22 protein-coding genes are annotated in these 21537 nt (G+C 73.6%); 16 read left to right on the top strand and 6 right to left on the bottom strand.

What is annotated here, in order from left to right:
• The first annotated feature begins 15 nt into the window (after nucleotides 1-15).
• A complete protein-coding gene (locus tag LG395_RS04115; RefSeq protein ID WP_225808487.1) occupies nucleotides 16-1143 on the top strand; it encodes an alpha/beta hydrolase in 1128 nt (375 codons plus the stop codon).
• A 97-nt stretch (nucleotides 1144-1240) separates the two neighbouring features.
• Nucleotides 1241-2563, top strand: a complete 1323-nt coding sequence (locus LG395_RS04110) for a hypothetical protein (RefSeq protein ID WP_225808486.1) — start codon at nucleotides 1241-1243, stop codon at nucleotides 2561-2563.
• A 97-nt stretch (nucleotides 2564-2660) separates the two neighbouring features.
• Here the strand turns inward: LG395_RS04110 and LG395_RS04105 are convergent, their stop codons facing one another.
• Together LG395_RS04105 and LG395_RS04100 are read right to left on the bottom strand one after the other, a co-directional pair.
• On the bottom strand, nucleotides 2661-4055 hold the full coding sequence (locus LG395_RS04105; RefSeq protein ID WP_372463203.1) for a PH domain-containing protein: 1395 nt from the start codon (nucleotides 4053-4055) through the stop codon (nucleotides 2661-2663).
• Nucleotides 4052-4555: a PH domain-containing protein gene (locus tag LG395_RS04100; protein WP_171154061.1), complete on the bottom strand. Its 504-nt coding sequence runs from the start codon at nucleotides 4553-4555 to the stop codon at nucleotides 4052-4054. Before LG395_RS04100 ends, LG395_RS04105 begins: the two co-directional genes overlap by 4 nt.
• 31 nt (nucleotides 4556-4586) lie before the next feature.
• Between LG395_RS04100 and LG395_RS04095 the strand changes: the two genes are divergently transcribed.
• Nucleotides 4587-5738: an NADH-quinone oxidoreductase subunit D gene (locus LG395_RS04095; protein ID WP_171154060.1), complete on the top strand. Its 1152-nt coding sequence runs from the start codon at nucleotides 4587-4589 to the stop codon at nucleotides 5736-5738.
• A gap of 24 nt (nucleotides 5739-5762) precedes the next feature.
• Here LG395_RS04095 and LG395_RS04090 read toward each other — a convergent pair whose 3' ends face one another.
• The gene (locus LG395_RS04090; protein WP_225808485.1) at nucleotides 5763-6902 is read right to left on the bottom strand and encodes an SAM-dependent methyltransferase; all 1140 of its coding nucleotides are present in this window, start codon (nucleotides 6900-6902) and stop codon (nucleotides 5763-5765) included.
• 118 nt (nucleotides 6903-7020) lie between these two features.
• Between LG395_RS04090 and LG395_RS04085 the strand changes: the two genes are divergently transcribed.
• A complete protein-coding gene (locus LG395_RS04085; protein ID WP_225808484.1) occupies nucleotides 7021-8226 on the top strand; it encodes a sensor histidine kinase in 1206 nt (401 codons plus the stop codon).
• A 31-nt stretch (nucleotides 8227-8257) separates the two neighbouring features.
• Entirely contained in the window at nucleotides 8258-8929 is a 672-nt protein-coding gene (locus LG395_RS04080) for a response regulator (protein WP_225808483.1), read from the top strand.
• A 248-nt stretch (nucleotides 8930-9177) separates the two neighbouring features.
• Here the strand turns inward: LG395_RS04080 and LG395_RS04075 are convergent, their stop codons facing one another.
• A complete protein-coding gene (locus LG395_RS04075) occupies nucleotides 9178-10281 on the bottom strand; it encodes a DUF5937 family protein (RefSeq protein WP_225808482.1) in 1104 nt (367 codons plus the stop codon).
• Nucleotides 10282-10441: 160 nt separating this feature from the next.
• Between LG395_RS04075 and LG395_RS04070 the strand changes: the two genes are divergently transcribed.
• Entirely contained in the window at nucleotides 10442-10669 is a 228-nt protein-coding gene (locus tag LG395_RS04070) for a hypothetical protein (protein WP_171154053.1), read from the top strand.
• A 69-nt stretch (nucleotides 10670-10738) separates the two neighbouring features.
• Here the strand turns inward: LG395_RS04070 and LG395_RS04065 are convergent, their stop codons facing one another.
• On the bottom strand, nucleotides 10739-11911 hold the full coding sequence (locus tag LG395_RS04065) for a threonine aldolase family protein (RefSeq protein ID WP_225808481.1): 1173 nt from the start codon (nucleotides 11909-11911) through the stop codon (nucleotides 10739-10741).
• A gap of 185 nt (nucleotides 11912-12096) precedes the next feature.
• Here LG395_RS04065 and LG395_RS04060 point away from each other — a divergent pair, with 185 nt between their 5' ends.
• The 10 genes from LG395_RS04060 to LG395_RS04015 all read left to right on the top strand — a co-directional run bounded on the left by LG395_RS04060 (nucleotide 12097) and on the right by LG395_RS04015 (nucleotide 20463).
• Nucleotides 12097-13107, top strand: a complete 1011-nt coding sequence (locus LG395_RS04060) for a Rossmann-like and DUF2520 domain-containing protein (RefSeq protein ID WP_225808480.1) — start codon at nucleotides 12097-12099, stop codon at nucleotides 13105-13107.
• Nucleotides 13104-14096 carry a pantoate--beta-alanine ligase gene (panC, locus tag LG395_RS04055; protein ID WP_225808479.1) on the top strand — a complete coding sequence of 331 codons (993 nt, stop codon included), beginning with the start codon at nucleotides 13104-13106 and terminating at the stop codon, nucleotides 14094-14096. The genes LG395_RS04060 and panC overlap by 4 nt, the downstream gene beginning before the upstream one ends.
• Entirely contained in the window at nucleotides 14093-15790 is a 1698-nt protein-coding gene (locus LG395_RS04050; RefSeq protein ID WP_225808478.1) for an L-aspartate oxidase, read from the top strand. Before panC ends, LG395_RS04050 begins: the two co-directional genes overlap by 4 nt.
• 28 nt (nucleotides 15791-15818) lie before the next feature.
• On the top strand, nucleotides 15819-16796 hold the full coding sequence (gene nadC / locus LG395_RS04045) for a carboxylating nicotinate-nucleotide diphosphorylase (protein ID WP_171154043.1): 978 nt from the start codon (nucleotides 15819-15821) through the stop codon (nucleotides 16794-16796).
• A gap of 5 nt (nucleotides 16797-16801) precedes the next feature.
• Nucleotides 16802-17599 (top strand): type III pantothenate kinase, encoded by a 798-nt coding sequence (locus tag LG395_RS04040; RefSeq protein WP_171154041.1) that lies wholly within the window; start codon nucleotides 16802-16804, stop codon nucleotides 17597-17599.
• Between the two features lie 175 nt (nucleotides 17600-17774).
• Entirely contained in the window at nucleotides 17775-18455 is a 681-nt protein-coding gene (locus LG395_RS04035; protein ID WP_225808781.1) for a hypothetical protein, read from the top strand.
• 110 nt (nucleotides 18456-18565) lie between these two features.
• A complete protein-coding gene (locus LG395_RS04030) occupies nucleotides 18566-18745 on the top strand; it encodes a hypothetical protein (protein ID WP_171154039.1) in 180 nt (59 codons plus the stop codon).
• A 213-nt stretch (nucleotides 18746-18958) separates the two neighbouring features.
• Entirely contained in the window at nucleotides 18959-19381 is a 423-nt protein-coding gene (locus LG395_RS04025) for a BlaI/MecI/CopY family transcriptional regulator (protein WP_171154037.1), read from the top strand.
• 9 nt (nucleotides 19382-19390) lie between these two features.
• On the top strand, nucleotides 19391-19924 hold the full coding sequence (locus tag LG395_RS04020) for an amino-acid N-acetyltransferase (RefSeq protein WP_171154035.1): 534 nt from the start codon (nucleotides 19391-19393) through the stop codon (nucleotides 19922-19924).
• Nucleotides 19925-20127: 203 nt separating this feature from the next.
• Entirely contained in the window at nucleotides 20128-20463 is a 336-nt protein-coding gene (locus LG395_RS04015) for a histone-like nucleoid-structuring protein Lsr2 (protein WP_103817333.1), read from the top strand.
• On the opposite strand, the gene LG395_RS04010 is transcribed toward LG395_RS04015, so the two are convergent.
• Nucleotides 20442-21089 carry an SCO3374 family protein gene (locus LG395_RS04010; RefSeq protein ID WP_225808476.1) on the bottom strand — a complete coding sequence of 216 codons (648 nt, stop codon included), beginning with the start codon at nucleotides 21087-21089 and terminating at the stop codon, nucleotides 20442-20444. The two genes, LG395_RS04015 and LG395_RS04010, sit on opposite strands and share 22 nt — an antisense overlap.
• Between the last annotated feature and the right edge of the window lie 448 nt (nucleotides 21090-21537).

Genomic DNA, 21537 nt, shown 5'->3' with positions numbered 1-21537 from the left:
GGCAGGAAACAGCCCATGGGTCTCACGAGCAACAAAGTGCTGGTGCTGGCGATCGCGATCGCCGTCGTGCTGTTCATCGGCACGGTATGGCTGTGGCCGCGCCTGGCCCGCACGAACTGGCGCGCCGTCAGCGGGCGGGTAGGCCTGCTGCTGTTCACCCAGGTGGCTCTCTTCGCCTGCGTCGGGCTCGCCGCCAACCAGGCCTTCGGCTTCTACGCGAGCTGGGCGGACCTGTTCGGCCAGGAGACAGACCAGGGGATCGTCGTCGACCACTCGGCCAACGGCAGCACCGGCGGCCCGCTCCAGGTGGTCTCCACCTCCGACGTGCCGGGCGTGAAGGCCACGCGGCCGGAGACCGGCGGGCAGGTGCAGAAGGTCGACATCGTGGGCCGCAAGAGCCACATCGCCACGCCGGCGTACGTGTACCTGCCGCCGGAGTACTTCCAGCCGCAGTACCGCACGCGCACGTTCCCGGTGGCGGTCGTGATGACCGGCTACCCGGGCACCGCGCGGGCGCTGGTGGCGAAGCTCCAGTACCCGAGTACGGCGCAGGGGCTGGCCAAGGACGGGCGGGCGCAGCCGATGATCCTGGTGATGCTCCGGCCGACCGTGGCACCGCCGCGGGACACCGAGTGCGTCGACGTGCCGGGCGGGCCGCAGGCGGAGACGTTCTTCGCCAAGGATCTGCCGGAGGCCGTCCTCGGGCACTACCGGGCCGGCAAGCGGCCGGAGAGCTGGGGCGTCATCGGCGACTCCACGGGCGGCTACTGCGCCATCAAGCTCGCCATGCACCACCCGAACGTGTACGCGGCCGCTGCGGGCCTCTCGCCGTACTACAAGGCGCCGATCGACCCGACCACCGGTGACCTCTTCCACGGCGACGACAGGCTGCGCAACCGTGCCGACCTGTTCTGGCTGCTGAAGCACGAGAAGGCGCCGGACACCTCGCTGCTCGTCACCAGCAGCAAGGTCGGCGAGCACAACTACGACGCCACGATGAAGTTCATCCAGCAGGTCCAGGCCACCAATCTGACCCGGATCTCGTCGATCATCCTCGGCAGCGGCGGACACAACTTCAACACCTGGCGGCGCGAGGTCCCGCCGGCGCTCCAGTGGCTCAGCGGACGGCTCACCGACCACTGAGCCGTCCCGGCCCCGACGCCTCGCGAAGTACACGGTGTGGCCGTGTTTTTACGGGGCGGGGGCCCATGATTCGCCTACGCGCGGTAAGTTTCTGGCCATGCCACGTGGACGCCACCGCCATTCCCCGCCTCTGCACCGGCTGTTGCCCCCGTCGGCGATCGCCGGCGTCTCCGTCGCCTGCGCGCTGGGTCCGTGGGTGTTCTCCGAGGCCACCGTGTTGCGCGCGCTGGCCGCGGCGGCCGCCGCGACGGCGGTCGTCGGCGCGGTCGTGATGCGCCGCTGGGACGCGCAGGCGGGCAAGCAGGTCGCCGAACTCGTGCGCGCGCGTGCGGGCGACGAGTGGCGGTTCGAGGAACGGGTCGCCGAACTGGAGACCGACCTGGAGGAGTCGCGCGAACTGCGCGCGAAGCTGGAACAGCGCCTGCGCGCCAAACGGGCGGAGCTGGCGGGCCTGCGCAACGAGCACGCGGCCCTGCTGCGCCGGTACGCCACGGCGGAGACCGAGCGGGCCAGCGCCCTGGAGGGACGACGGCTGCTGGAGATCGAAGCGGCGGAGCCCGAGCCGGAGTCCGCGCCGTCGTCGCGCGCGCTGCCGCCGGCACGCGGCGACGAGCCCGCGGCCGCCGCGGCTCCGGAGGCGGCCGGCACCGAGGAGCGGCCGGCGGTGTTCTCGCCGGAGGGCGCCCCGCTGTACCGGTCGGCGCTGACGGCCCTCGCGCGGTTCGACCGGGAGGGGCCGGACCAGGGGGAGGCCGGGACCGTGACCGACGCCGAGGCCGACGCCGAGGCCGCGGGGGACGAGCCCGAGGCGACGGAGATCCGGGCCGCGCGGGTCGAGTCCGCCGAGCCCGCCGGCGCCGCGGAGTCCACGGAGGCCACCGGGTCCGCAGACTCTGCCGACGCTGCCCAGGCTGTTGAGTTCACCGATTCCGCCGACCCCGTCGCCGACGCGCCGGAGACGTCCGAGCCGTCGGCTCACCCGGCTCCCGGGGACGCCGTCGCCGAGGCCGCCGCCGCCAAAGGAGAACCCGCGGCGGACGGCGTGAAGGAGGACGCCGGCCAGGCGCCGGCCACCGAACCCGCGCGTCCCGCCGGCCGGACACCCGCCGGGCACTTCACCGTGCCGACCGCGGTGGCCGTCGTACCGGCCGCGCCCGCGCGGCGCCCGGTGGTCGAGGGCGGCTTCGACTTCTTCGGCACCCAGAAGGGCGCGCCGAAGACCACGCTGGACTCCGTGCAGAACGAGGACCTTGCCGACGTCGTCGGCCCCGAGGCGCTCGCCGTGCACAAGGCCGAGTCCGAGGCCGGGTTCAAGGCCGCCGACGAGCGGTCCCGGGGGGTGGGCCAGGTCATCGACCTGACCGCGCACGACGAGACCGAGCAGATCGACATCCAGGGGCTGCGCAGCGCGGCCTCCTGAGCCGACGTCAGCCGTACGCGACGCGCACCGGGCCCGGCCTTCCCCGAGGGGAGCCGGGCCCGCTGCGTCGGGCGGTGGGGCGTCGGGGCCGTGCTGGTCAGCCGGCGCTCATCCAGCGGTCGGGGAGGGCGTCCCGGCGGCCCGTGCGGGACCGCTCCGCCTGCTCGTCCAGGAGCCGCGCGGCCTCCCCGGCGTCCCGCAGCCGGGCCGTCACGGTCTTGTCCGCGCCGGTGTCCACGTGGACGTCGGCGAGCCCCCAGCGGCGCTCCCAGGGCCCCTGGGTGAGCCGTACGCTCTGCACCTTGGCGTGCGGGACGAGCGAGAGCCGCCGGCACAGCAGGCCGCTCCGGGCGGCGAACACCGCTTCGGTGACCGCGAGGCCGTGCCCGCGCCACCACACCGGCAGGCACCACCGGGCCCGGCGCGGCACCCGCGACAGTCCGCCGGGCACGGTCACGCCGGGAAGCACGCGCGCGACGACGGTCTCGGCGACCGCGCGCGGGGCGACGGGGATCAGCACGGAGTTGGCGGAGCCCGCCACGTCCAGTTCCACCCGCACCCAGCCCGGCCACCGCCACAGCAGCGGCTGCACGATCCGCACGGTCTGCACCCGGCCGGGCGGCACCGTCTCGTGCGCGCGGTCGAGCAGCCCGTGGTCGATGCGGAGCCCGTCCGGGGACTCGCTCACCGTCCAGTCGAACTCCGTGACGAACCGGCCCACGCTGCTCGCGCCGGCCGCGCCGACCAGGGGCAGGGCGGTCCCGACGACCGTCCACAGGCTGTGGGTGACGAGCCACAGCACGGCCGGGACCACCAGCGCGGCGCACAGCGAGCCCCAGGTGGCTCCCGTCAGCACCAGGGAGCGCGCCAGCTCGCGCGGGGGCACGCGCAGCAGTACGCGCGCCGGCGCCTCTCCGACCTCGTGCGCGGTCTCGGGCGCGAAACCCGCCGCGCGCGCGAGCAGTTCGGCGCGCAGGGCGCGCGCCTCCCGCTCGCCCAGGAAGGCCAGCTCGTCCTTGCTCTCGGCGCCGACGACGTCGATCCGCAGCTTCGCGACTCCCGCCAACCGCGCGAGGAGCGGACGCGAGACGTCCACGGCCTGGACGCGCTCCAGCCGGATGTGCGCGGTGCGCCGGAACAACAGCCCGGTCCGTATGCGCAGTTCGGTGTCGGTGACCGCGTAGTGCGTGAACCACCAGGACAGAAAGCCGTAGAGGCCGGCCGCCGGCACCAGTACCGCGAGCCCCAGCAGGAGAACGGTGCCGGTCAGCCGGTCGAGCTGTTCCTGGGCGCCGTTCGGGTCGTGCGCGGCCCAGCCGGCCAGGACCGCGAGCGGCGCCCACGCCCGGCGGAAGGGCGTGACCGGGTGCAGCCGGTGCTCGGTGACGGGCGGGCGCTGGGGCGTGCCGTCGTGCGGTGTGCCGTCATGAGGTCCGCCCCCGCTCGGTATGCCGCCGTCCGGTACGCCTTGAGTGCCGTCGGGGGAGGTCACAGGCCCGCCGATCGTGCCTCGCCCAGCTCGGTCAGCCGGTCCCGCAGGCGTTCCGCCTCGGCCGGGTCGAGGCCGGGGATGGTCGCGTCGGTCGCGGCGGCGGCCGTGTGCAGTTGCACGGTGGCCAGTCCGAAGCGCCGCTCCAACGGCCCGGAGGTCACCTCCACCAGCTGCATCCGCCCGTACGGCACCACCGTCTCCTCACGCCACAGGACACCCCGGCTGATCAGCAGGTCGTCGGCGCGCTCGGCGTACCGCCACGAACGCCAGTTGCGCTCCAGCAGCCACCAGCACCAGGCGGCGCACCCGAGCGGCAGCAGGGCCCAGGCCGCCCACCCGGGCCCCACGAGAAGGCCCGGCAGGAGCCCCGCCGCGAGCGCGAGCACCGCCGTCCACACCACCAGCAGCAGCCGGCGCACCCCCAGCAGCCCGGGCCGCAGCCCGCGCCACACCGGCTGGTCCGCCGGCGCTACGGTCCCTTCGGGACTCCCCGTTTCCATGAGCCCAGCGTACGTAGGGGAAACTGGGCCCATGACTCCTACGACGGAGACCACGGTCGGTATCGGCGGCGCGGCGGAGAGCACCGACATGGTGCTCAACATCGGGCCCCAGCATCCGTCCACACACGGTGTGCTGCGGCTCAGGCTCGTGCTGGACGGGGAGCGCATCGTCCGCGCCGAGCCGGTGATCGGCTACATGCACCGGGGCGCCGAGAAGCTCTTCGAGGCGCGCGACTACCGGCAGATCATCGTGCTCGCCAACCGCCACGACTGGCTGTCGGCGTTCTCGAACGAGCTGGGCGTGGTCCTCGCGGTGGAGCGGATGCTCGGCATGGAGGTCCCCGGGCGGGCGGTGTGGACGCGCACGCTGCTCGCCGAGCTGAACCGGGTGCTGAACCACCTGATGTTCCTCGGCTCCTACCCGTTGGAGCTGGGCGGGATCACGCCGGTGTTCTACGCGTTCCGGGAGCGCGAGGTGCTCCAGAACGTCATGGAGGAGGTCTCCGGCGGGCGCATGCACTACATGTTCAACCGCGTCGGCGGCCTCAAGGAGGACCTGCCGGCCGGCTGGAGCGCACGCGCGCGTGAGGCCGTCGCCGCCGTGCGTTCGCGCATGGACGTCTTCGACGACCTGGTGCTCGGCAACGAGATCTTCCGGGGGCGCACCCGCGGGGTGGGCGTGCTGTCGCCGGAGGCGGTGCACGCCTACGGCGTGAGCGGCCCCATCGCGCGCGCCTCGGGCGTCGACTTCGACCTGCGCCGCGACGAGCCGTACCTGGCCTACGGCGACCTCCAGGACACCCTGGAGGTCGTCACCCGCGGCGAGGGCGACTGTCTCGCCCGGTTCGAGGTGCTGCTGGCGCAGACCCACAACGCGCTGGACCTCGCCGACGCCTGCCTGGACCGGCTCGCCGAGCTGCCGCCGGGGCCGATCAACCAGCGGCTGCCGAAGGTGCTGAAGGCGCCCGAGGGGCACACGTACGCGTGGACCGAGAACCCGCTCGGCATCAACGGCTACTACCTGGTCAGCAAGGGCGACAAGACCCCGTACCGGCTGAAGCTGCGCTCGGCCTCGTACAACAACATCCAGGCGCTGACCGAGCTGCTGCCGGGGACGCTGGTGGCGGACATGGTCGCGATCCTGGGGTCGATGTTCTTCGTGGTCGGTGACATCGACAAGTAGCCGGCGGCACCCGCCGTCAGGGCCTCACCGTCCGGGCGCGTCCCGCGGGTCCGGTTCCAGGGGGTCCGGGATGCCGACCGGCTGGAGCAGCCAGCCGAAGTCGCCGAGTCCGCCCGGTGCCGTCAGCTCGGCCGCCTCACCGGCGGTCGCGAGAGCGCGCACATAGGCGGAGGGGTCGGAGGAGGCGAGCGCGAGCGGAGGGCGTGTGCCGGTGATGTCGAGGGCGCGCAGAGCGGTGCGCTGCGTGAGCAGACGCGCGCTGGGAAGCTCCCGCGTCGGCGCGGTGCCGGAAGGGGCGTGCGCCGTACCGGAGGGCGTGTGCGCGGCACCGGAGGGCGTGTGGCGCGTAACGGCCGCCGCGGCGCACGCGTCCAGGGCCACATGGGCCGTGATGTCGCAGGAGCCGTCCGGGACGGGCGCCGTCTGGCGTCCCTCGCGGAAGCCGGTGAGGGTGCCGAACGGGGGACGCGTGTCGACGCTGTGCGCGTAGTCCACGGCCACCGCGAGCCCCCGCGCCACCCGGCCCACGGCCGACGCCCAGGCCAGGTCCCGGGGCAGCCCGACCTCCGCCCGCAGTCCCCGCTCGGCCGGCAGCGGCCACCAGCGGGCGAGCCAGTCGGCCGGCGCGCCCGTCACGGGCTCCCCGAGCCGCTCGGAGCCGTCCTCCGCGACGAGCACCAGCCGGGGCACGCCCGCGGAGTCCACCTCCACGACGTCCACGGGCACGTTGTCCAGCCACTCGTTGGCGAACAGCAGCCCGGTGACCGCCTCCGGGAGTTCGCTCAGCCAGGTGATCCGATCGTCCAGGCCGGCCGGGCGGTCGGCGATCTCGACGGCGTACGCACGCGCGCGTGCGGCCACGTCGGTCGGCAGGGCGGCGAGCACCCCGCCGACCAGCTCCCCCCGCCCGGCGCCCAGGTCGACGAAGTCCAGCACCGGGGGCCGCCCGAGCGCCGCGTCGACCCGGCACAGCAGCCGGGCCACGGCCCGCGCGAACAGCGGGGAGGCGTGCACCGACGTGCGGAAGTGGCCCGCCGGGCCCTCCGGGCGGCGGTAGAAGCCGCCGGGCCCGTACAGGGCCGCCCCGGCCGCCGCGCGCCAGCCGCGCGGGGCGCGGTCCGCGCTGCCGTGGCGGGAGCCCTCCGCCGTCGTCCCATCCGTCACTGCACCAGACTAGGCACATCGTTGATCACGGCATCCACCTTGGGGAGTACGCGCGACGGGCACGGATCGGTCCTCCGGTTGACCCCTGCACGCATCCGGTTTCCCTACTCTGGGTTACGTGCAGCGCCTCTATGACTTCCTCCGCCGCCACCCGATCTGGGTCGACTCCTTCTGGGCCGTCGTCCTGTTCGGGCTGTCCGCGCTGAGCGTGGTCAATCTCGACGGGGTGCGGGGTCACCACGGGACGATCCCGGGCGGGATCGCCGTGTCCACCGTCCTGTGCGTGGTCGTGGCGCTGCGCCGCCGTCTCCCGGAGCCGATGCTGCTGCTCGCCCTCGTGGCCGGGCTGGTGCAACTGGTCCTGGACATCGAGACGACCGTCGCCGACTTCGCCATGCTGGTGATCACCTACACGGTCGCGACGGTCGGGGCGCGCTGGGCCTCCCGGCTGGCGCTGGCCGTCAGCCTCTGCGCGGCGACCGTGGCCCAGATCCGCTGGCCGGCCGCGGACAGCGGCCTCCTCGGACAGGCCGCCATAGCGGTCTTCCAGACGGTGCCCTTCGCCCTGGCCTGGGTCCTCGGCGACTCCATGCGCACCCGGCGGGCCTACTTCGCCCAGCTGGAGGAGCGCGCGGCCCGCCTGGAGAAGGAGCGAGAGGCACAGGCGAAGGTCGCGGTCGCCGCCGAGCGCGCCCGGATCGCGCGCGAGCTGCACGACGTCGTCGCGCACAACGTGTCGGTGATGGTGGTGCAGGCCGACGGTGCCGCCTACGTCATGGACGCCGCGCCTGACCAGGCCAGAAAGGCCCTGGAGACGATCTCCTCCACCGGCCGTCAGGCCCTGGCCGAGATGCGCCGCCTGCTGGGCGTGCTGCGCACCGGCGAGCACCAGGAGAGCGGGGAGTACGTCCCGCAGCCCGACGTCGAGCAGATCGACGACCTCATCGAGCAGTGCCGCAGCTCCGGCCTCCCGGTCGACTTCAAGGTGGAGGGCACCCCTCGGCCGCTGCCCAGCGGCGTGGAGCTGACCGCGTACCGCATCGTGCAGGAGGCGCTGACCAACACCCGCAAGCACGGGGGCCCCCACGCGGGTGCGAGCGTCCGCCTGGTCTACTTCGACGACGGTCTGGGCCTGCTGGTCGAGGACGACGGCAAGGGCGCCCCGCAGGAGTTGTACGAGGAGGGCGGCGCCGACGGACAGGGCCACGGCCTGATCGGCATGCGCGAGCGCGTCGGCATGGTCGGCGGCACGCTGGACGCCGGTCCGCGCCCCGGCGGAGGATTCCGCATCAGCGCCCTGCTGCCGCTCAAACCGGCGCACTGACCGACCCCTGATCCCGAACGGAAGAAGCCCGATGACGATCCGTGTGATGCTCGTCGACGACCAGGTGCTGCTGCGCACCGGGTTCCGGATGGTGCTCGCCGCCCAGCCGGACATGGAGGTCGTCGCGGAGGCGGGCGACGGCGTCGAGGCCCTCCAGGTACTCCGGTCCACCGCCGTCGACGTCGTCCTCATGGACGTCCGGATGCCGAAGCTGGACGGTGTGGAGACCACCCGGCGGATCTGCGCGGAGCCGGACGCGCCCAAGGTCCTGATCCTGACCACGTTCGACCTGGACGAGTACGCCTTCTCCGGGCTGAAGGCGGGCGCCTCCGGTTTCATGCTCAAGGACGTGCCGCCGGGTGATCTCCTCGCCGCCATCCGCGCCGTGCACAGCGGCGACGCGGTCGTGGCGCCCTCCACCACCCGGCGCCTGCTGGACCGCTTCGCGCCGATGCTGCCCTCCGCCGGCAAGGAGCCCTGGCACAAGGAGCTGGAACGGCTCACCGAGCGCGAACGCGAGGTCATGGTGCTGGTCGCGCAGGGCCTGTCCAACGGCGAGATCGCGGCCCGGCTGGTGCTGAGCGAGGCGACCGTGAAGACCCATGTGGGCCGCATCCTGACCAAGCTCGGCCTGCGCGACCGGGTGCAGGTGGTCGTACTGGCGTACGAGACGGGGCTGGTACGCGCCGGCGGCCACGGCTGACGCCCCGAGCCGCGGCCGCCTGCCCGGCGCGAGCGGCCGTTTTCGGGCCGGGCCTGCTCGACGTCGGCCGCCCGGCCCCGCTCGCCCGGCGTGGACCGCTGGTCCCGGGCCCGGGGTGCTGAGCATGGGCTCACGAGCCCGGCCCCGCTGCCTCAGCCTCAGCCGTCAGGCTCGGCTCGCCTGGAGCCGTCAGCCTCGGGCCCCGCTTTCCCGGAGCGTCGGCCGCCCGGCCCCGGGCCCCGCCTTCCTCAGCGCAGGACGCCCTCGATGAAGTCGCTGCCCAGCCGGGCCACCGCGGTCAGGTCCAGCTGGTGCTGGACGTACCGGCCGCGGCGGCAGTCGGTGATCAGGCCCGCCTTCTTCAGCACCGTCAGGTGCCGGGATATCTCGGGCGCGGACATGCCGTGCGCGTCGGCCAGCTCGCTGGTGGTGTGCGGGGCGCGCGCCAGGTGCCGGCACAGCCGCATCCGCACCGGGTGGGCCAGCGCCTCCAGCCGGCGCGTGAGCTGTTCGACGGAGGGCGCCTGCGGCCGGGGACCGCTCGCGGGGTAGGTGATCGAGGGCTGCCAGCCGTACCGGTGCAGGACCATCACGTGCGGCCAGCCGAGGCTGGTCGGCACCAGCACCAGGCCGCCGTCGCCGGTGGCGGCGCGGCCCACCAGCAGCTTGTCCACCGTCACGAGCCCCGCCTCCTCGTCCAGCGAGACGGCCCCGGACAGGGAGGCGAGGGCCTCGCCGAGTCCCTTGCGGCGCAGCAGCTCGGTCCTGTGCCGGGCGTCGGCGGCCAGCTGGGGCTGGACGCGGGCCCAGGTGTCGGCGAAGAAGGCCTCGTCGCAGTCGAGCATCAGCCGGCGGAACCAGGCGCGCACGGCCGGCGGATCGGTCAGCAGGCGGCGCGTGAACTGTTCCTGCACGGCACCGCGCGCGGCGGCCAGTTCCAGGGAGCGGCGGCGCAGCTCTGGGTCCTCGAGCGGACCGGCCTCCTGGACGTCGTAGCGGAGCTGGCAGGTGAACTCCAGGGCGGCGTTGACGAACTGCTCGTCCGTCAGCTGGTCCAGCTGGTCCAGCTCTTCGGCGAGTGTCGCACCGGGCAGCGCGCGTCCGCCCGGCAGGCCGGCGAACGGGGCGAAGACGTCCGAGAACGTCGTGCGCCACAGGAAGTCCGCCTCGCACAGCCGGTCGGCCAGGCAGGGATCCAGCCGGGAGGAGACGGCGGTCGCCCAGCCCCCCAGCTCCGGGTGGTGCCCGGGCTCGCTCAGCGCGTGCAGCGCCATCCCCAGCTCCGCCAGCGGGGAGGGCACGACGGAGACCCTCTCCAGGGGCAGTCCGGTGATGTCGATGGTCACGCTCATGGCCCCATGGTGCACCGGGCCACTGACAGTGCCCCCGTGGATTGACGGCAGCCGTCAATCCACGGGACATCCGTGCCGGTCAGGGGCAGCGTTGAGGACGCCGGGGCCGCCGCGGCGCCCGATCGGTCACCGGTCAGCCCCCTCCCGAGAAGGCGAAGCCATGAGCATCACCCAGCAGTACCTCCTCGACAGCTACCGCGCCCGTCTGCACGGCGAGCCCGGGCCGCCCGCGCCGGGCCGCCACGACCTCGGCCTCCTCCGCGAGGTGCGCGACCACCGGCACTTCCGCGCGGTCGTCGCCGGGCGCCCGGCGCGCGGGCGGCTCCGGCGCGCCCTGGCCGGCCGGCTGCGCTCCCTGGCCCACCGGGCGCGCCCTCGCGCCTCCTAGAGCCTCTCGTTCGGATCGCGCCGGGCTCGCGGGCCCGGCACCGTGCCCGGCCTGATCCGAACGAAAGACCTAGGCCCCGCCGGGCAGACGGTCCACGAAGTCCCGCACCGCCGCGCGGACGTCGTCCGCCGTCCACTCCAGCCCCGCGGCCTGGACGCCGACCTCCGTGAACGCGAGGCCGGGCCCGCCGGTGTTCCAGACGTTCGCGAAGAGCATCACCGAGGTCTCCTCGGCCTGCCGGAGCGCCGCCTCGGCGGCCGCCTCCGGCTCGTAGGGCAGCCAGACCTGGAACTGGTGGGTGTGCGGCTCCTCCGGGTGGACGCGCGCCCACGGCACCCCGGCCGCCGCGAAGCCCTCGCGCAGCGCGGCGGCCACCACGCGCGCGTGCCGCACGTACTCGGGCAGCCGGGGCACTTCGCGGTCCAGGCCGACGAGCGCGGACAGCACGGTCGGGAACTGCTGGAAGACCATGCCGCCGTACCGGTGCCGCCAGGTCCTCGCCTCCTCCACCAGCGTCCTCGGGCCGGCGAGAGCGGCGCCGCCGAAGCCGCCGACGGACTTGTAGAACGAGACGTAGACGCTGTCGGCGAGGCCGGCGATCTCCGCCAGAGGGCGCCCGAAGTGCTCGGTGCACTCCCACAGGCGCGCGCCGTCGAAGTGCACCACCGCGTCACGCTCCCGCGCCGCCGCGACGGTCTCGGTCAGCTCCTGCCAGGTGGGCAGGACGAAACCGGCGTCCCTCAGGGGTAGCTCCAGCATCAGCGCGCCGAAGGGCTCTTCGAGGTCTCGTATCTCGGCCGCCGTGGGCAGCCGCCGCCCCCCGCCCACCCTGACCGGCCGCAACCCGCTGACCTGGCTGAACGCCTGCCGTTCATGGACTTCCGGGTGGGACAGCGGATGCAGGGCCACCGCCGGGTTCCCGGTGCGGGCGGCCCAGCAGCGCAGGGCCACCTGCTGGGCCATGGTGCCCGTCGGGAAGAACGCGGCGGCCTCGGTGCCGAGCAGCGCGGCGACCCGCTCCTCCAGGGCGGCCACGATCCGGTCGCCGTAGACGTCCCCGGGCTCGTCCAGGTCGTACACCTCGGCGCCCGCCTCCTGGAGCAGCGCGAGCCGTTCACGGATCGAGTCCCGGGGGGTTCCGTGCGCCAGGATCCGCCGCGCCCCCCGCTGGGCGGCCCTGCGCCGCTCCCGCGAGCGTTCCTCCGCCGACCGTTCGTCGTCCTGCTCAGCCATGTCAGTCATGCCGTGGATCATCCCTCGCACGGCCCCCGCGCGGCAGCCGGGTTTTCCCGCGAGGAAGAGCGGCAGGGGGACGTGGTGAAACCCACAGCCTGTGGACAACCGGCCGCCGCCCCACCCGATAGCGTTAACATGACGAGAAATCGTCCGGTACCCAGAGCGGACTGGAACGGGAAGGCCGCCGTCGCGTGAGTACAGTCCACCAACCAGACCTCAAGGACCGCCCCGCGCGGCTCACCGTCGGCGTCGTCGGCGCCGGTCGCGTGGGCCCCGCGCTGGCCGCGTCCCTCCAGCTCGCCGGGCACCGCCCGGTGGCCGTCTCCGGAGTCTCCGACGCCTCCCGCAGGCGCGCCGAGACCATGCTCCCGGACGTCCCGCTGGTGCCGCCCGCCGAGGTGCTCCAGCGCGCCGACCTGGTGCTGCTCACGGTCCCCGACGACGTCCTGCCCGGCCTGGTCGCCGGCCTCGCCGAGACCGGCGCGGTACGGCCGGGACAACTGCTGGTGCACACCTCCGGCCGGTACGGCGCCAAGGTGCTCGACCCCGCCCTGCGCGCGGGCGCGCTGCCGCTGGCCCTGCACCCGGCGATGACCTTCACCGGCACGCCGGTCGACGTCCAGCGGCTCGCGGGCTGCTCCTTCGGCGTCACCGCGCCCGAGGAACTGCGGCTGGCCGCCGAGGCCCTGGTGATCGAGATGGGCGGGGAACCGGAGTGGATCAGCGAGCAGAACCGGCCGCTGTACCACGCGGCCCTCGCGCTCGGCGCCAACCACCTGGTGACCCTGGTCGCCCAGTCCATGGAACTGCTGCGCACCGCCGGTGTGGCGGCGCCCGACCGGATGCTCGGCCCCCTGCTCGGAGCCGCCCTGGACAACGCCCTGCGCTCCGGTGACGCCGCCCTGACCGGCCCGGTCGCGCGCGGGGACGCCGGCACGGTCGCCGCGCACGTCACCGAGCTGCGCGAGCACGCCCCGCAGACCGTGGCGGGCTATCTGGCGATGGCCCGCGCGACGGCCGACCGCGCGCTCGCCCACGGCCTGCTGAAGCCGGAACTCGCCGAGGACCTCCTCGGGGTACTCGCCGACGGGGCCGAGGCGAACCGAGGAGGCCAGGGCGGCCAGGAAGGCCGGCCCGGCGAGGGAACCGACGGCCCGAACGGCTCCGACGGCACGACCGGCACCGAGGGGAACGACCGATGAGCACCGCCCTGCTGAGCACCGCCGACGAGCTGCACGCGCGTGTGCGCCACGGCCGCCGCGCCGTCGTGATGACCATGGGCGCCCTGCACGAGGGCCACGCGACGCTCATCCGCGCCGCGCGGCAGGTGGCCGGCCCCGACGGCGAGGTCGTCGTCACGGTCTTCGTCAACCCGCTGCAGTTCGGCGCGGGCGAGGATCTGGACCGCTACCCGCGCACCCTGGACGCCGATCTCAAGCTCGCCGAGCAGGCGGGCGCGGACGCCGTGTTCGCGCCCTCCGTGGACGAGGTCTACCCGGGCGGCGAACCCCAGGTGCGCGTCTCCGCGGGCCCCATGGGCGAGCGCCTGGAGGGTGCCTCGCGGCCCGGGCACTTCGACGGGATGCTCACCGTCGTCGCCAAGCTGCTGCACCTCACCCGCCCCGACGCCGCCCTGTTCGGCCAGAAGGACGCCCAGCAGCTGGCCCTCATCCGGCGCATGGTGCGGGACCTCGACTTCGGCGTCGAGATCGTCGCCGTACCGACCGTCCGCGAGGAGGACGGGCTCGCGCTGTCCAGCCGCAACCGCTACCTCTCGGCGACCGAGCGCCGTACCGCCCTCGCGCTGTCCCGCGCGCTGTTCGCCGGCCGGGACCGGCACGCGGCACAGGAGGCGCTGCGGGCGCGGGCCCGGGAAGTGCCCTCCACGCACGCGCGTGCCGAGGCGCTGAGCGCCATAGGCGAGTCCCGCGCGGCGGCCGACGCGCACGCGGTGGCCACCGCCGCGCCCGGCGGCCCGGCGGCCGTCCGCGCCGCCGCGCGCCAGGTCCTGGACGAGGCCGCCCGTCTCGAACCGCCCCTGCGTCTCGACTACCTGGCACTGGTCGACCCCGCCGACTTCACCGAGATCGGCGACGACTTCACCGGCGAGGCCGTCCTCGCCGTCGCGGCCCGGGTCGGCACGACCCGGCTGATCGACAATCTGCCTCTCACCTTCGGAGCCGCCTCGTGACCAGCACAGGCATACGACTGCACGCACCCGCCCCCGGGTGGAGCATCTCCGCGGACGTGGTCGTCGTCGGCTCCGGAGTGGCCGGCCTGACCGCGGCGCTGCGCTGCGAGGCCGCCGGACTCACCACGGTCGTGGTCACCAAGGCCCGCCTGGACGACGGCTCCACGCGCTGGGCGCAGGGCGGCATCGCCGCGGCCCTCGGCGAGGGCGACACCCCCGAGCAGCACCTGGACGACACCCTGGTGGCCGGCGCGGGCCTGTGCGACGAGGAAGCCGTGCGCATCCTCGTCACCGAGGGCCCCGGCGCCGTCCGGCGGCTCATCTCCACCGGCGCCCACTTCGACACCGACGACGAGGGCGACATCCACCTCACCCGCGAGGGCGGCCACCACCGGCGCCGGATCGCGCACGCGGGCGGTGACGCGACCGGCGCGGAGGTGTCCCGGGCGCTCGTGGAGGCCGTACGCGCGCGCGGGCTGCGCACGATCGAGAACGCGCTGGTCCTCGACCTGCTGACGGACGCCGAGGGCCGTACGGCCGGGGTCACCCTGCACGTGATGGGCGAGGGCCAGCACGACGGCGTGGGCGCCGTGCACGCGCCCGCCGTGGTCCTCGCGACCGGCGGCATGGGACAGGTGTTCTCGGCGACCACCAACCCGTCCGTGTCGACCGGCGACGGCGTGGCGCTGGCGCTGCGCGCGGGCGCCGAGGTCAGCGATCTGGAGTTCGTGCAGTTCCACCCGACCGTGCTGTTCCTCGGCTCGGACGCCGAGGGCCAGCAGCCGCTCGTCTCCGAGGCGGTGCGCGGGGAGGGCGCGTACCTGGTCGACGGGGACGGCGTGCGCTTCATGGTGGGCCAGCACGAACTGGCCGAGCTGGCGCCCCGCGACATCGTCGCCAAGGGCATCATGCGGCGGATGCTGGAGCGGAACGCCGAGCACATGTACCTCGACGCCCGGCACTTCGGCGCCGCGATGTGGGAGCACCGTTTCCCGACCATCCTGGCCGCCTGCCGCGCCAACGGCATCGACCCGGTCACCGAGCCCATCCCGATCGCCCCGGCCGCCCACTACGCCTCCGGCGGCGTCCGCACGGACGCGCGGGGACGCACCACGGTGCCGGGCCTGTACGCGTGCGGCGAGGTCGCCTGCACCGGCGTGCACGGCGCCAACCGGCTCGCCTCCAACTCCCTCCTGGAGGGCCTCGTCTACGCCGAGCGGATCGCCGCCGACATCGCCGCCGCCCGCGCGGCGGACGGCCTGCACGCGCGCGTGCCCGTACCGGTCCCGGACCCCGCGAAGCCGGCCCACCCGCTGCTCACCCCCGAGAGCCGGTTCGCCATCCAGCGGACCATGGCGGAGGGCGCGGGCGTGCTGCGCTCCGAGGAGTCCCTCGCCAGGGCCGCCGACCAGCTCCAGAGGCTGGACGCCGAGGCCCGGGACGCGCTGCGGGAGAACGGCAAGACCGCCGAGCCCGGCGTGGACACCTGGGAGGCCACGAACCTCCTGTGCGTGGCCCGGGTCCTGGTCGCCGCCGCCCGGCTGCGCGAGGAGACCCGCGGCTGCCACTGGCGCGAGGACCGCGCCGAGCGCGACGACGCGAACTGGCGGCGCCACATCGTCGTACGGCTCGATCCCGACCGGTCGCTGGCCGTACGCACCACCGACACCGCAGACTTCCCCCCTGTCCGGTAACACCAGCGCCCCAGGAGCAGTGACAGACGTGAGCACCGACGACCTTCCCCTCGCCTCGAACGGCGGCTGCGGCGACGGCTGCACCTGCGGCGCCGAGGGCGACGAGGAGTACCTGGAGTGCGGGCTGGACCCCGCGCTCGCCGAACTGCTGGCCGCCGCCGGACTGGACCCGATCGAGGTCGAGGACATCGCCAACGTCGCCATCCAGGAGGACCTGGACGGCGGTGTGGACGTGACGACCGTGTCGACCATCCCGGAGGACGCGGTCGCCACGGCCGACTTCACCGCGCGCCAGGCGGGCGTCGTGGCCGGCCTCCGCGTCGCCGAGGCCGTGCTCTCCGTGGTGTGCACGGACGAGTTCGAGGTCGAACGGCACGTGGAGGACGGCGACCGCATCGAGGCCGGGCAGAAGCTGCTGTCGGTCACCACGCGCACGCGTGACCTGCTCACCGCCGAGCGCAGCGCGCTGAACATCCTGTGCCGGCTGTCCGGCATCGCGACCGCCACGCGCGCGTGGGCGGACGCGCTGGAGGGCACCAAGGCGCGCGTGCGGGACACCCGCAAGACGACGCCGGGCCTGCGCTCGCTGGAGAAGTTCGCCGTCCGCTGCGGCGGGGGCGTCAACCACCGCATGTCGCTGTCCGACGCCGCCCTGGTGAAGGACAACCACGTGGTCGCCGCCGGCGGCGTCGCGCAGGCCTTCAAGGCGGTACGGGAGGCCTTTCCGGAGGTGCCGATCGAGGTCGAGGTCGACACCCTGCACCAGCTGCGCGAGGTCGTGGACGCGGGCGCCGACCTGATCCTGCTGGACAACTTCACGCCCGGCGAGTGCGAGGAGGCCGTCGGCATCGTCGGCGGGCGGGCGCTGCTGGAGGCGTCCGGGCGGCTGACGCTCGAGGGCGCGCGCGCGTACGCCGAGACCGGCGTGGACTTCCTCGCCGTCGGCGCGCTGACCCACTCCTCGCCGATCCTCGACATCGGCCTGGACCTGCGCGAGGCGGAGTAACGGCGATGCTCCTCACGATCGATGTCGGCAACACGCACACCGTCCTCGGCCTGTTCGACGGTGAGGACATCGTCGAGCACTGGCGCATCTCCACGGACGCGCGCCGCACGGCGGACGAGCTGGCGGTGCTGCTCCAGGGCCTGATGGGCATGCACCCGCTGCTCGGCGAGGAGCTGGGGGACGGCATCGACGGCATCGCCATCTGCGCGACCGTCCCGTCGGTGCTGCACGAACTGCGCGAGGTCACCCGGCGGTACTACGGCGACGTACCCGCCGTCCTGGTCGAGCCGGGCGTGAAGACGGGCGTGCCGATCCTCACCGACAACCCCAAGGAGGTCGGCGCCGACCGGATCATCAACGCCGTCGCGGCCGTCGACCTGTACGGCGGTCCGGCGATCGTCGTGGACTTCGGCACGGCGACCACCTTCGACGCGGTCTCCGCGCGCGGGGAGTACGTCGGCGGGGTGATCGCTCCCGGCATCGAGATCTCCGTGGAGGCGCTCGGGGTCAAGGGCGCGCAGCTGCGGAAGATCGAGGTGGCCCGGCCCCGCAGCGTGATCGGCAAGAACACGGTCGAGGCGATGCAGGCGGGCATCGTGTACGGGTTCGCCGGGCAGGTCGACGGGGTCGTCAGCCGGATGGCCCGGGAGCTGGCCGACGACCCGGAGGACGTGACGGTGATCGCCACGGGCGGTCTGGCGCCGATGGTGCTGGGCGAGTCCTCGGTGATCGACGAACACCAGCCGTGGCTGACCCTGATGGGCCTCCGCCTCGTCTACGAACGCAACGTCTCACGGCTGTGAGGACGGCCCGGCGCCCGGCCAGGCGCCGGGCCGTCCCGTGAGGCCGCGCCGCAGGTGGCACCGGATGGAGGAAAGCCGGAGCGACACGCGGGGAAAAGAGATGCGGAATCGTCACTTTTGTCCGATTAGTGGGTAGCGTCGCCGCATGCCCACGCCATACGGATCCCGCGGCGGCATGGCGTTCGGCGCGCAGGAGCTGCGTGTGCTCCGCCGCGCCCTCGCCCTCGCCCTCCACCCCGGCCACGCCTCCGCCGAGGACGTGCAGGACTGTCTCCGGCTCGCCGAGTCGCTCGACGAGGCGATGTGCGAGGGAGCGAGGCTGCGTGCCTTCCTGGTGGCCGACCTGGGCCGCTACCGGGCCGCCCTGCCGGGTACCGCCGCCGGCTACCTCGCCCTCCTTGAGGAGGTGCTCGGCGCCGGGCACCGGCCGACGCCGGACGACCTGGCCGCGCTGCGGGCGCTGCGCGGGAACCCCGCGGCGGCGGCGTTGCTGGACCGCTGCCAGGAGCTGGCCGAGCAGGACGTACGGGCACGGTTCGCGCAGGGCGGGCGGAAGGTGCCCGCGCCCGCCGTGCCGCCCGCGAGGGCGCGTCTGCTGGCGCTCCCGGGCGGTGCGGGGGAGTCCGGGGCCCCGCAGGGCGACGGGGAGGGCGACAGGGAGGGCGACGGGCCCTCCAGGCCGCCGCAGGAGCCCGCGCGGGAGCCGGGGCAGAAGCCGGCGCCCGGCCCCTCGGAGCGGCCGGCTCCGGAACCAGGAGCCCCCAAACGGCCCATCCCGACGCCCGGAGAGGTCTTCCCGCGCCGCAAGCCGGCACCCCCGGCGGAGTCCGCGCCGTGCCGGCTGGCCGCGGGTTAGGGCTTTCCGTTCCGGTCAGGCCGGACCCCGCGGGCCCGGAGTGATCCGAACGAAAGGCCCCAGGGCGCCCCTGCCCCTTCCGGGCGTTCCGGCGTGGCTACTCTGGGGCCATGGACTACTTCTCCGCGCTCGTGCCCCCGGTCGTCATGGCCGCGTTCTTCATCGGTGTGGTCAGGGTCATCGTGAAGACCCAGGGCGGAGCCGCCAAGGCCAAGGAGGACGCGGCCGTCGACGCCGCCCTCGCCCGTGCGGAGGGCGCCCGCCAGGCCTCCGCCGCCGGCGACGCCTGACCGGGCCCACGGCGGAGCACACCGCATCACCCCAGGTCACAGCTCCCTGGCCATCCCCCGGCGTACGACTCCCCGCGCCCGGCGCCCCACGAGTCGTACGCCCTTTTTGTTCGCGTTTGCACCCTTAGCGCCCGTCCGGCACGCCATTGACGGGATCTCCCACTATTGTTCTGAGTTGTGCCTCGCCCATTGGGAGAACTCGAAGACGCGGTCATGACGCGGGTGTGGAAGTGGAACCGCCCGGTGACCGTTCGAGAAGTCCTGGAAGACCTCCAGCGGGAACGCTCGATCGCGTACACCACCGTGATGACCGTTTTGGACAATCTCCATCAGAAGGGCTGGGTGCGTCGCGAGGCCGAAGGGCGGGCCTATCGATATGAGGCCGTGTCGACACGAGCCGCGTACGCCGCCGCCCTCATGAACGACGCCTGGTCGCAGAGCGACAACCCGGCCGCCGCGCTCGTCGCCTTCTTCGGCATGATGAGCGAGGAACAGCGTCAGGCCCTCAGGGACGCCGTACGCATCGTCCAGGGGCCCGAAGAAACCCGGGAAGCCTCCGAAGCCCGCCGACAGGAACCCGTCGAAGCCCGCCAAGAGGAGAACCCCGGCGCGCCGGAGGGCACCGGCGGGCGATAGCGTCCGCACATGTCAGCAGAGCGTCCCGAAGTCCCCGCAAAAGCCATCACCGTCCGCCGGGCCCGGACCAGCGATGTCCCCGCCGTGCGCCGCCTCCTCGACGCCTACGTCCGCGGTCGCATCCTGCTCGACAAAGCAACGGTCACGCTTTACGAGGACATCCAGGAGTTCTGGGTCGCCGAACGCGACGACAACGCCGAGGTGGTCGGCTGCGGAGCGCTGCACGTCATGTGGGAGGACCTCGCGGAAGTCCGCACACTGGCCGTGAAGCCCGGCCTCAAGGGCGCCGGCGTGGGTCATCAGTTGCTGGAGAAGTTGCTCCAGACCGCGCGCTGGCTCGGCGTTCGACGCGTTTTCTGCCTGACCTTCGAAGTCGACTTCTTCGGGAAGCACGGCTTCGTGGAGATCGGGGAGACACCGGTCGACACGGATGTGTACGCGGAGCTGTTGCGTTCCTATGACGAGGGCGTCGCCGAGTTCCTCGGTCTCGAACGAGTGAAGCCGAACACCTTGGGCAACAGCCGGATGCTTCTGCATCTGTGATCGTCATTGCCCCGGTGGCCTATGTCCGAAACGCGCATGTTTCCGGACGGGGGCGGTCCACTGAGTCACTCCCGAGGGTTTGTGTTTTTCCGGCAAAAGCGGTTTGCTTTCCGACGTACTGCAGTACTGCATATAACAGGGGCGGCGAAACGGCGGACGCCGCACACCCCTGGCCCTCAACGTTATCGATGAAAGGAAATGCGGTGGCACAGAAGGTTCAGGTCCTTCTTGTCGACGACCTCGACGGCGGCGAGGCGGACGAGACCGTGACGTTCGCGCTGGACGGCAAGACGTACGAGATCGATCTCACGACTGCCAATGCGGACAAGCTGCGCACCCTTCTCGACCCCTATGTGAAGGGCGGGCGTCGCACCGGCGGCCGTTCCTCCGGCGGGCGTGGAAAGGCGCGTGCCGCCACCGGCGGCAACCAGGACACCGCGGCGATCCGCGCCTGGGCGAAGGAGAACGGTTACGAGGTCAACGACCGCGGCCGGGTTCCCGCGTCCATCCGCGAGGCCTACGAGAAGGCCAACGGCTGATCCCGCCGGTCGGCGGGTTGCCCGGCGCACGCGCGCCGCAGCCGGACCCGGTGGCACTCCGCTGCCGCCGTGTCCACCAGTCGCACGAGATCGGGTGCGTTCCCCTCGCGCCCCGCGGGGGGCGACGCCGGCATGGCCGGCATGGCGGGCAGCGAGGCCCCGGCCTCGGGTCCCGGACCGGGGGGCCGCACCCACACCGCGGCCCCCTGCACGGACTGCCGGGGCGCGACTCCGGGCGCCCGCACGGACGCGGGCCCCGTGACGGCGGCCCCCGCGGGCGGCGGCGGGGCCTGCACCGTGTCGCCCGCCCCGAGGACGCGTAGGTCCAGGGCCACCGCGCCCCACTCCAGCCAGGCCAGCAGACCGGGCAACTCCTCCGCACTGCCCGCGGCCACCCACAGCCACATCCGGTCGCCCCGCAGGGCCACCGGGGAGTCCGGCGCGAGATGCCGGAGCGCCTTGGCGCCCGCCTCGGCCGGTACGTCCAGCACGTCGAACCGCACCCCCGTGCGCAGCCGCAGCGGCCGTCCGGGCACGGTCGGCCACCCCAGATCGTTCTCGTACCAGTGCCGGGCCCGGGCTTCCGGATCGACGGGCCGGCGGGGAAGGGGGACCGTGGAGGTCATGGAGACCGAGCCAACCATGACAGGAGCAACAGCCGGACCCCCTTTCGGGTTACGCTCGGTGCGCTTCCGACAGCACAGAGTGCCGGAAGTGGGGGCGCCTGGGGGTGTGGGGAGGCGCAAGGTTGTTCGCCCATAGCGGAGGGAACCAGTGCGCGCCGCATGGAGTGTCAGTCCCTGCGGGTAAGACATGCCTAGTGGGAGGGGGCGACACGCAGGAAAGGCCGTCTCACGTTCGCCATCGGCGTACTGGCGACTGGGGTAACTGCCTGGCCTGCGGGAACATCGTCTCGCACCATCGGGTTGGAGCAGATGTCGGCGTCACGGGTCAGGAGGCCATCGACGGTGTCGGCAGTTGGAATGAGCGGTCCCCGCTTGCGGGACTAAGCTGCGGAAGGACAGGGAGGGGAAGTTCCCCCCACTGCCTGACCGCTCTGAGGAGCGATTAACG

The sequence above is a fragment of the Streptomyces spinosus genome (genome assembly GCF_020400655.1).
Taxonomy (GTDB): Bacteria; Actinomycetota; Actinomycetes; order Streptomycetales; family Streptomycetaceae; genus Streptomyces; species Streptomyces argyrophylli.
This window is presented reverse-complemented; position numbering and strand designations above follow the sequence as displayed.

Coding starts and splice junctions, on each gene's coding strand:
- LG395_RS04020 (WP_171154035.1), top strand. CDS start 19,391: ATGTCAGCAGAGCGTCCCGAAGTCCCCGCAAAAGCCATCACCGTCCGC.
- LG395_RS04100 (WP_171154061.1), bottom strand. CDS start 4,555: ATGGAAACGGGGAGTCCCGAAGGGACCGTAGCGCCGGCGGACCAGCCG.
- LG395_RS04025 (WP_171154037.1), top strand. CDS start 18,959: ATGACGCGGGTGTGGAAGTGGAACCGCCCGGTGACCGTTCGAGAAGTC.
- LG395_RS04115 (WP_225808487.1), top strand. CDS start 16: ATGGGTCTCACGAGCAACAAAGTGCTGGTGCTGGCGATCGCGATCGCC.
- LG395_RS04080 (WP_225808483.1), top strand. CDS start 8,258: ATGACGATCCGTGTGATGCTCGTCGACGACCAGGTGCTGCTGCGCACC.
- panC (WP_225808479.1), top strand. CDS start 13,104: ATGAGCACCGCCCTGCTGAGCACCGCCGACGAGCTGCACGCGCGTGTG.
- LG395_RS04075 (WP_225808482.1), bottom strand. CDS start 10,281: ATGAGCGTGACCATCGACATCACCGGACTGCCCCTGGAGAGGGTCTCC.
- LG395_RS04040 (WP_171154041.1), top strand. CDS start 16,802: ATGCTCCTCACGATCGATGTCGGCAACACGCACACCGTCCTCGGCCTG.
- LG395_RS04065 (WP_225808481.1), bottom strand. CDS start 11,911: ATGACTGACATGGCTGAGCAGGACGACGAACGGTCGGCGGAGGAACGC.
- LG395_RS04070 (WP_171154053.1), top strand. CDS start 10,442: ATGAGCATCACCCAGCAGTACCTCCTCGACAGCTACCGCGCCCGTCTG.
- LG395_RS04035 (WP_225808781.1), top strand. CDS start 17,775: ATGGCGTTCGGCGCGCAGGAGCTGCGTGTGCTCCGCCGCGCCCTCGCC.
- LG395_RS04110 (WP_225808486.1), top strand. CDS start 1,241: ATGCCACGTGGACGCCACCGCCATTCCCCGCCTCTGCACCGGCTGTTG.
- LG395_RS04010 (WP_225808476.1), bottom strand. CDS start 21,089: ATGACCTCCACGGTCCCCCTTCCCCGCCGGCCCGTCGATCCGGAAGCC.
- LG395_RS04095 (WP_171154060.1), top strand. CDS start 4,587: ATGACTCCTACGACGGAGACCACGGTCGGTATCGGCGGCGCGGCGGAG.
- LG395_RS04030 (WP_171154039.1), top strand. CDS start 18,566: ATGGACTACTTCTCCGCGCTCGTGCCCCCGGTCGTCATGGCCGCGTTC.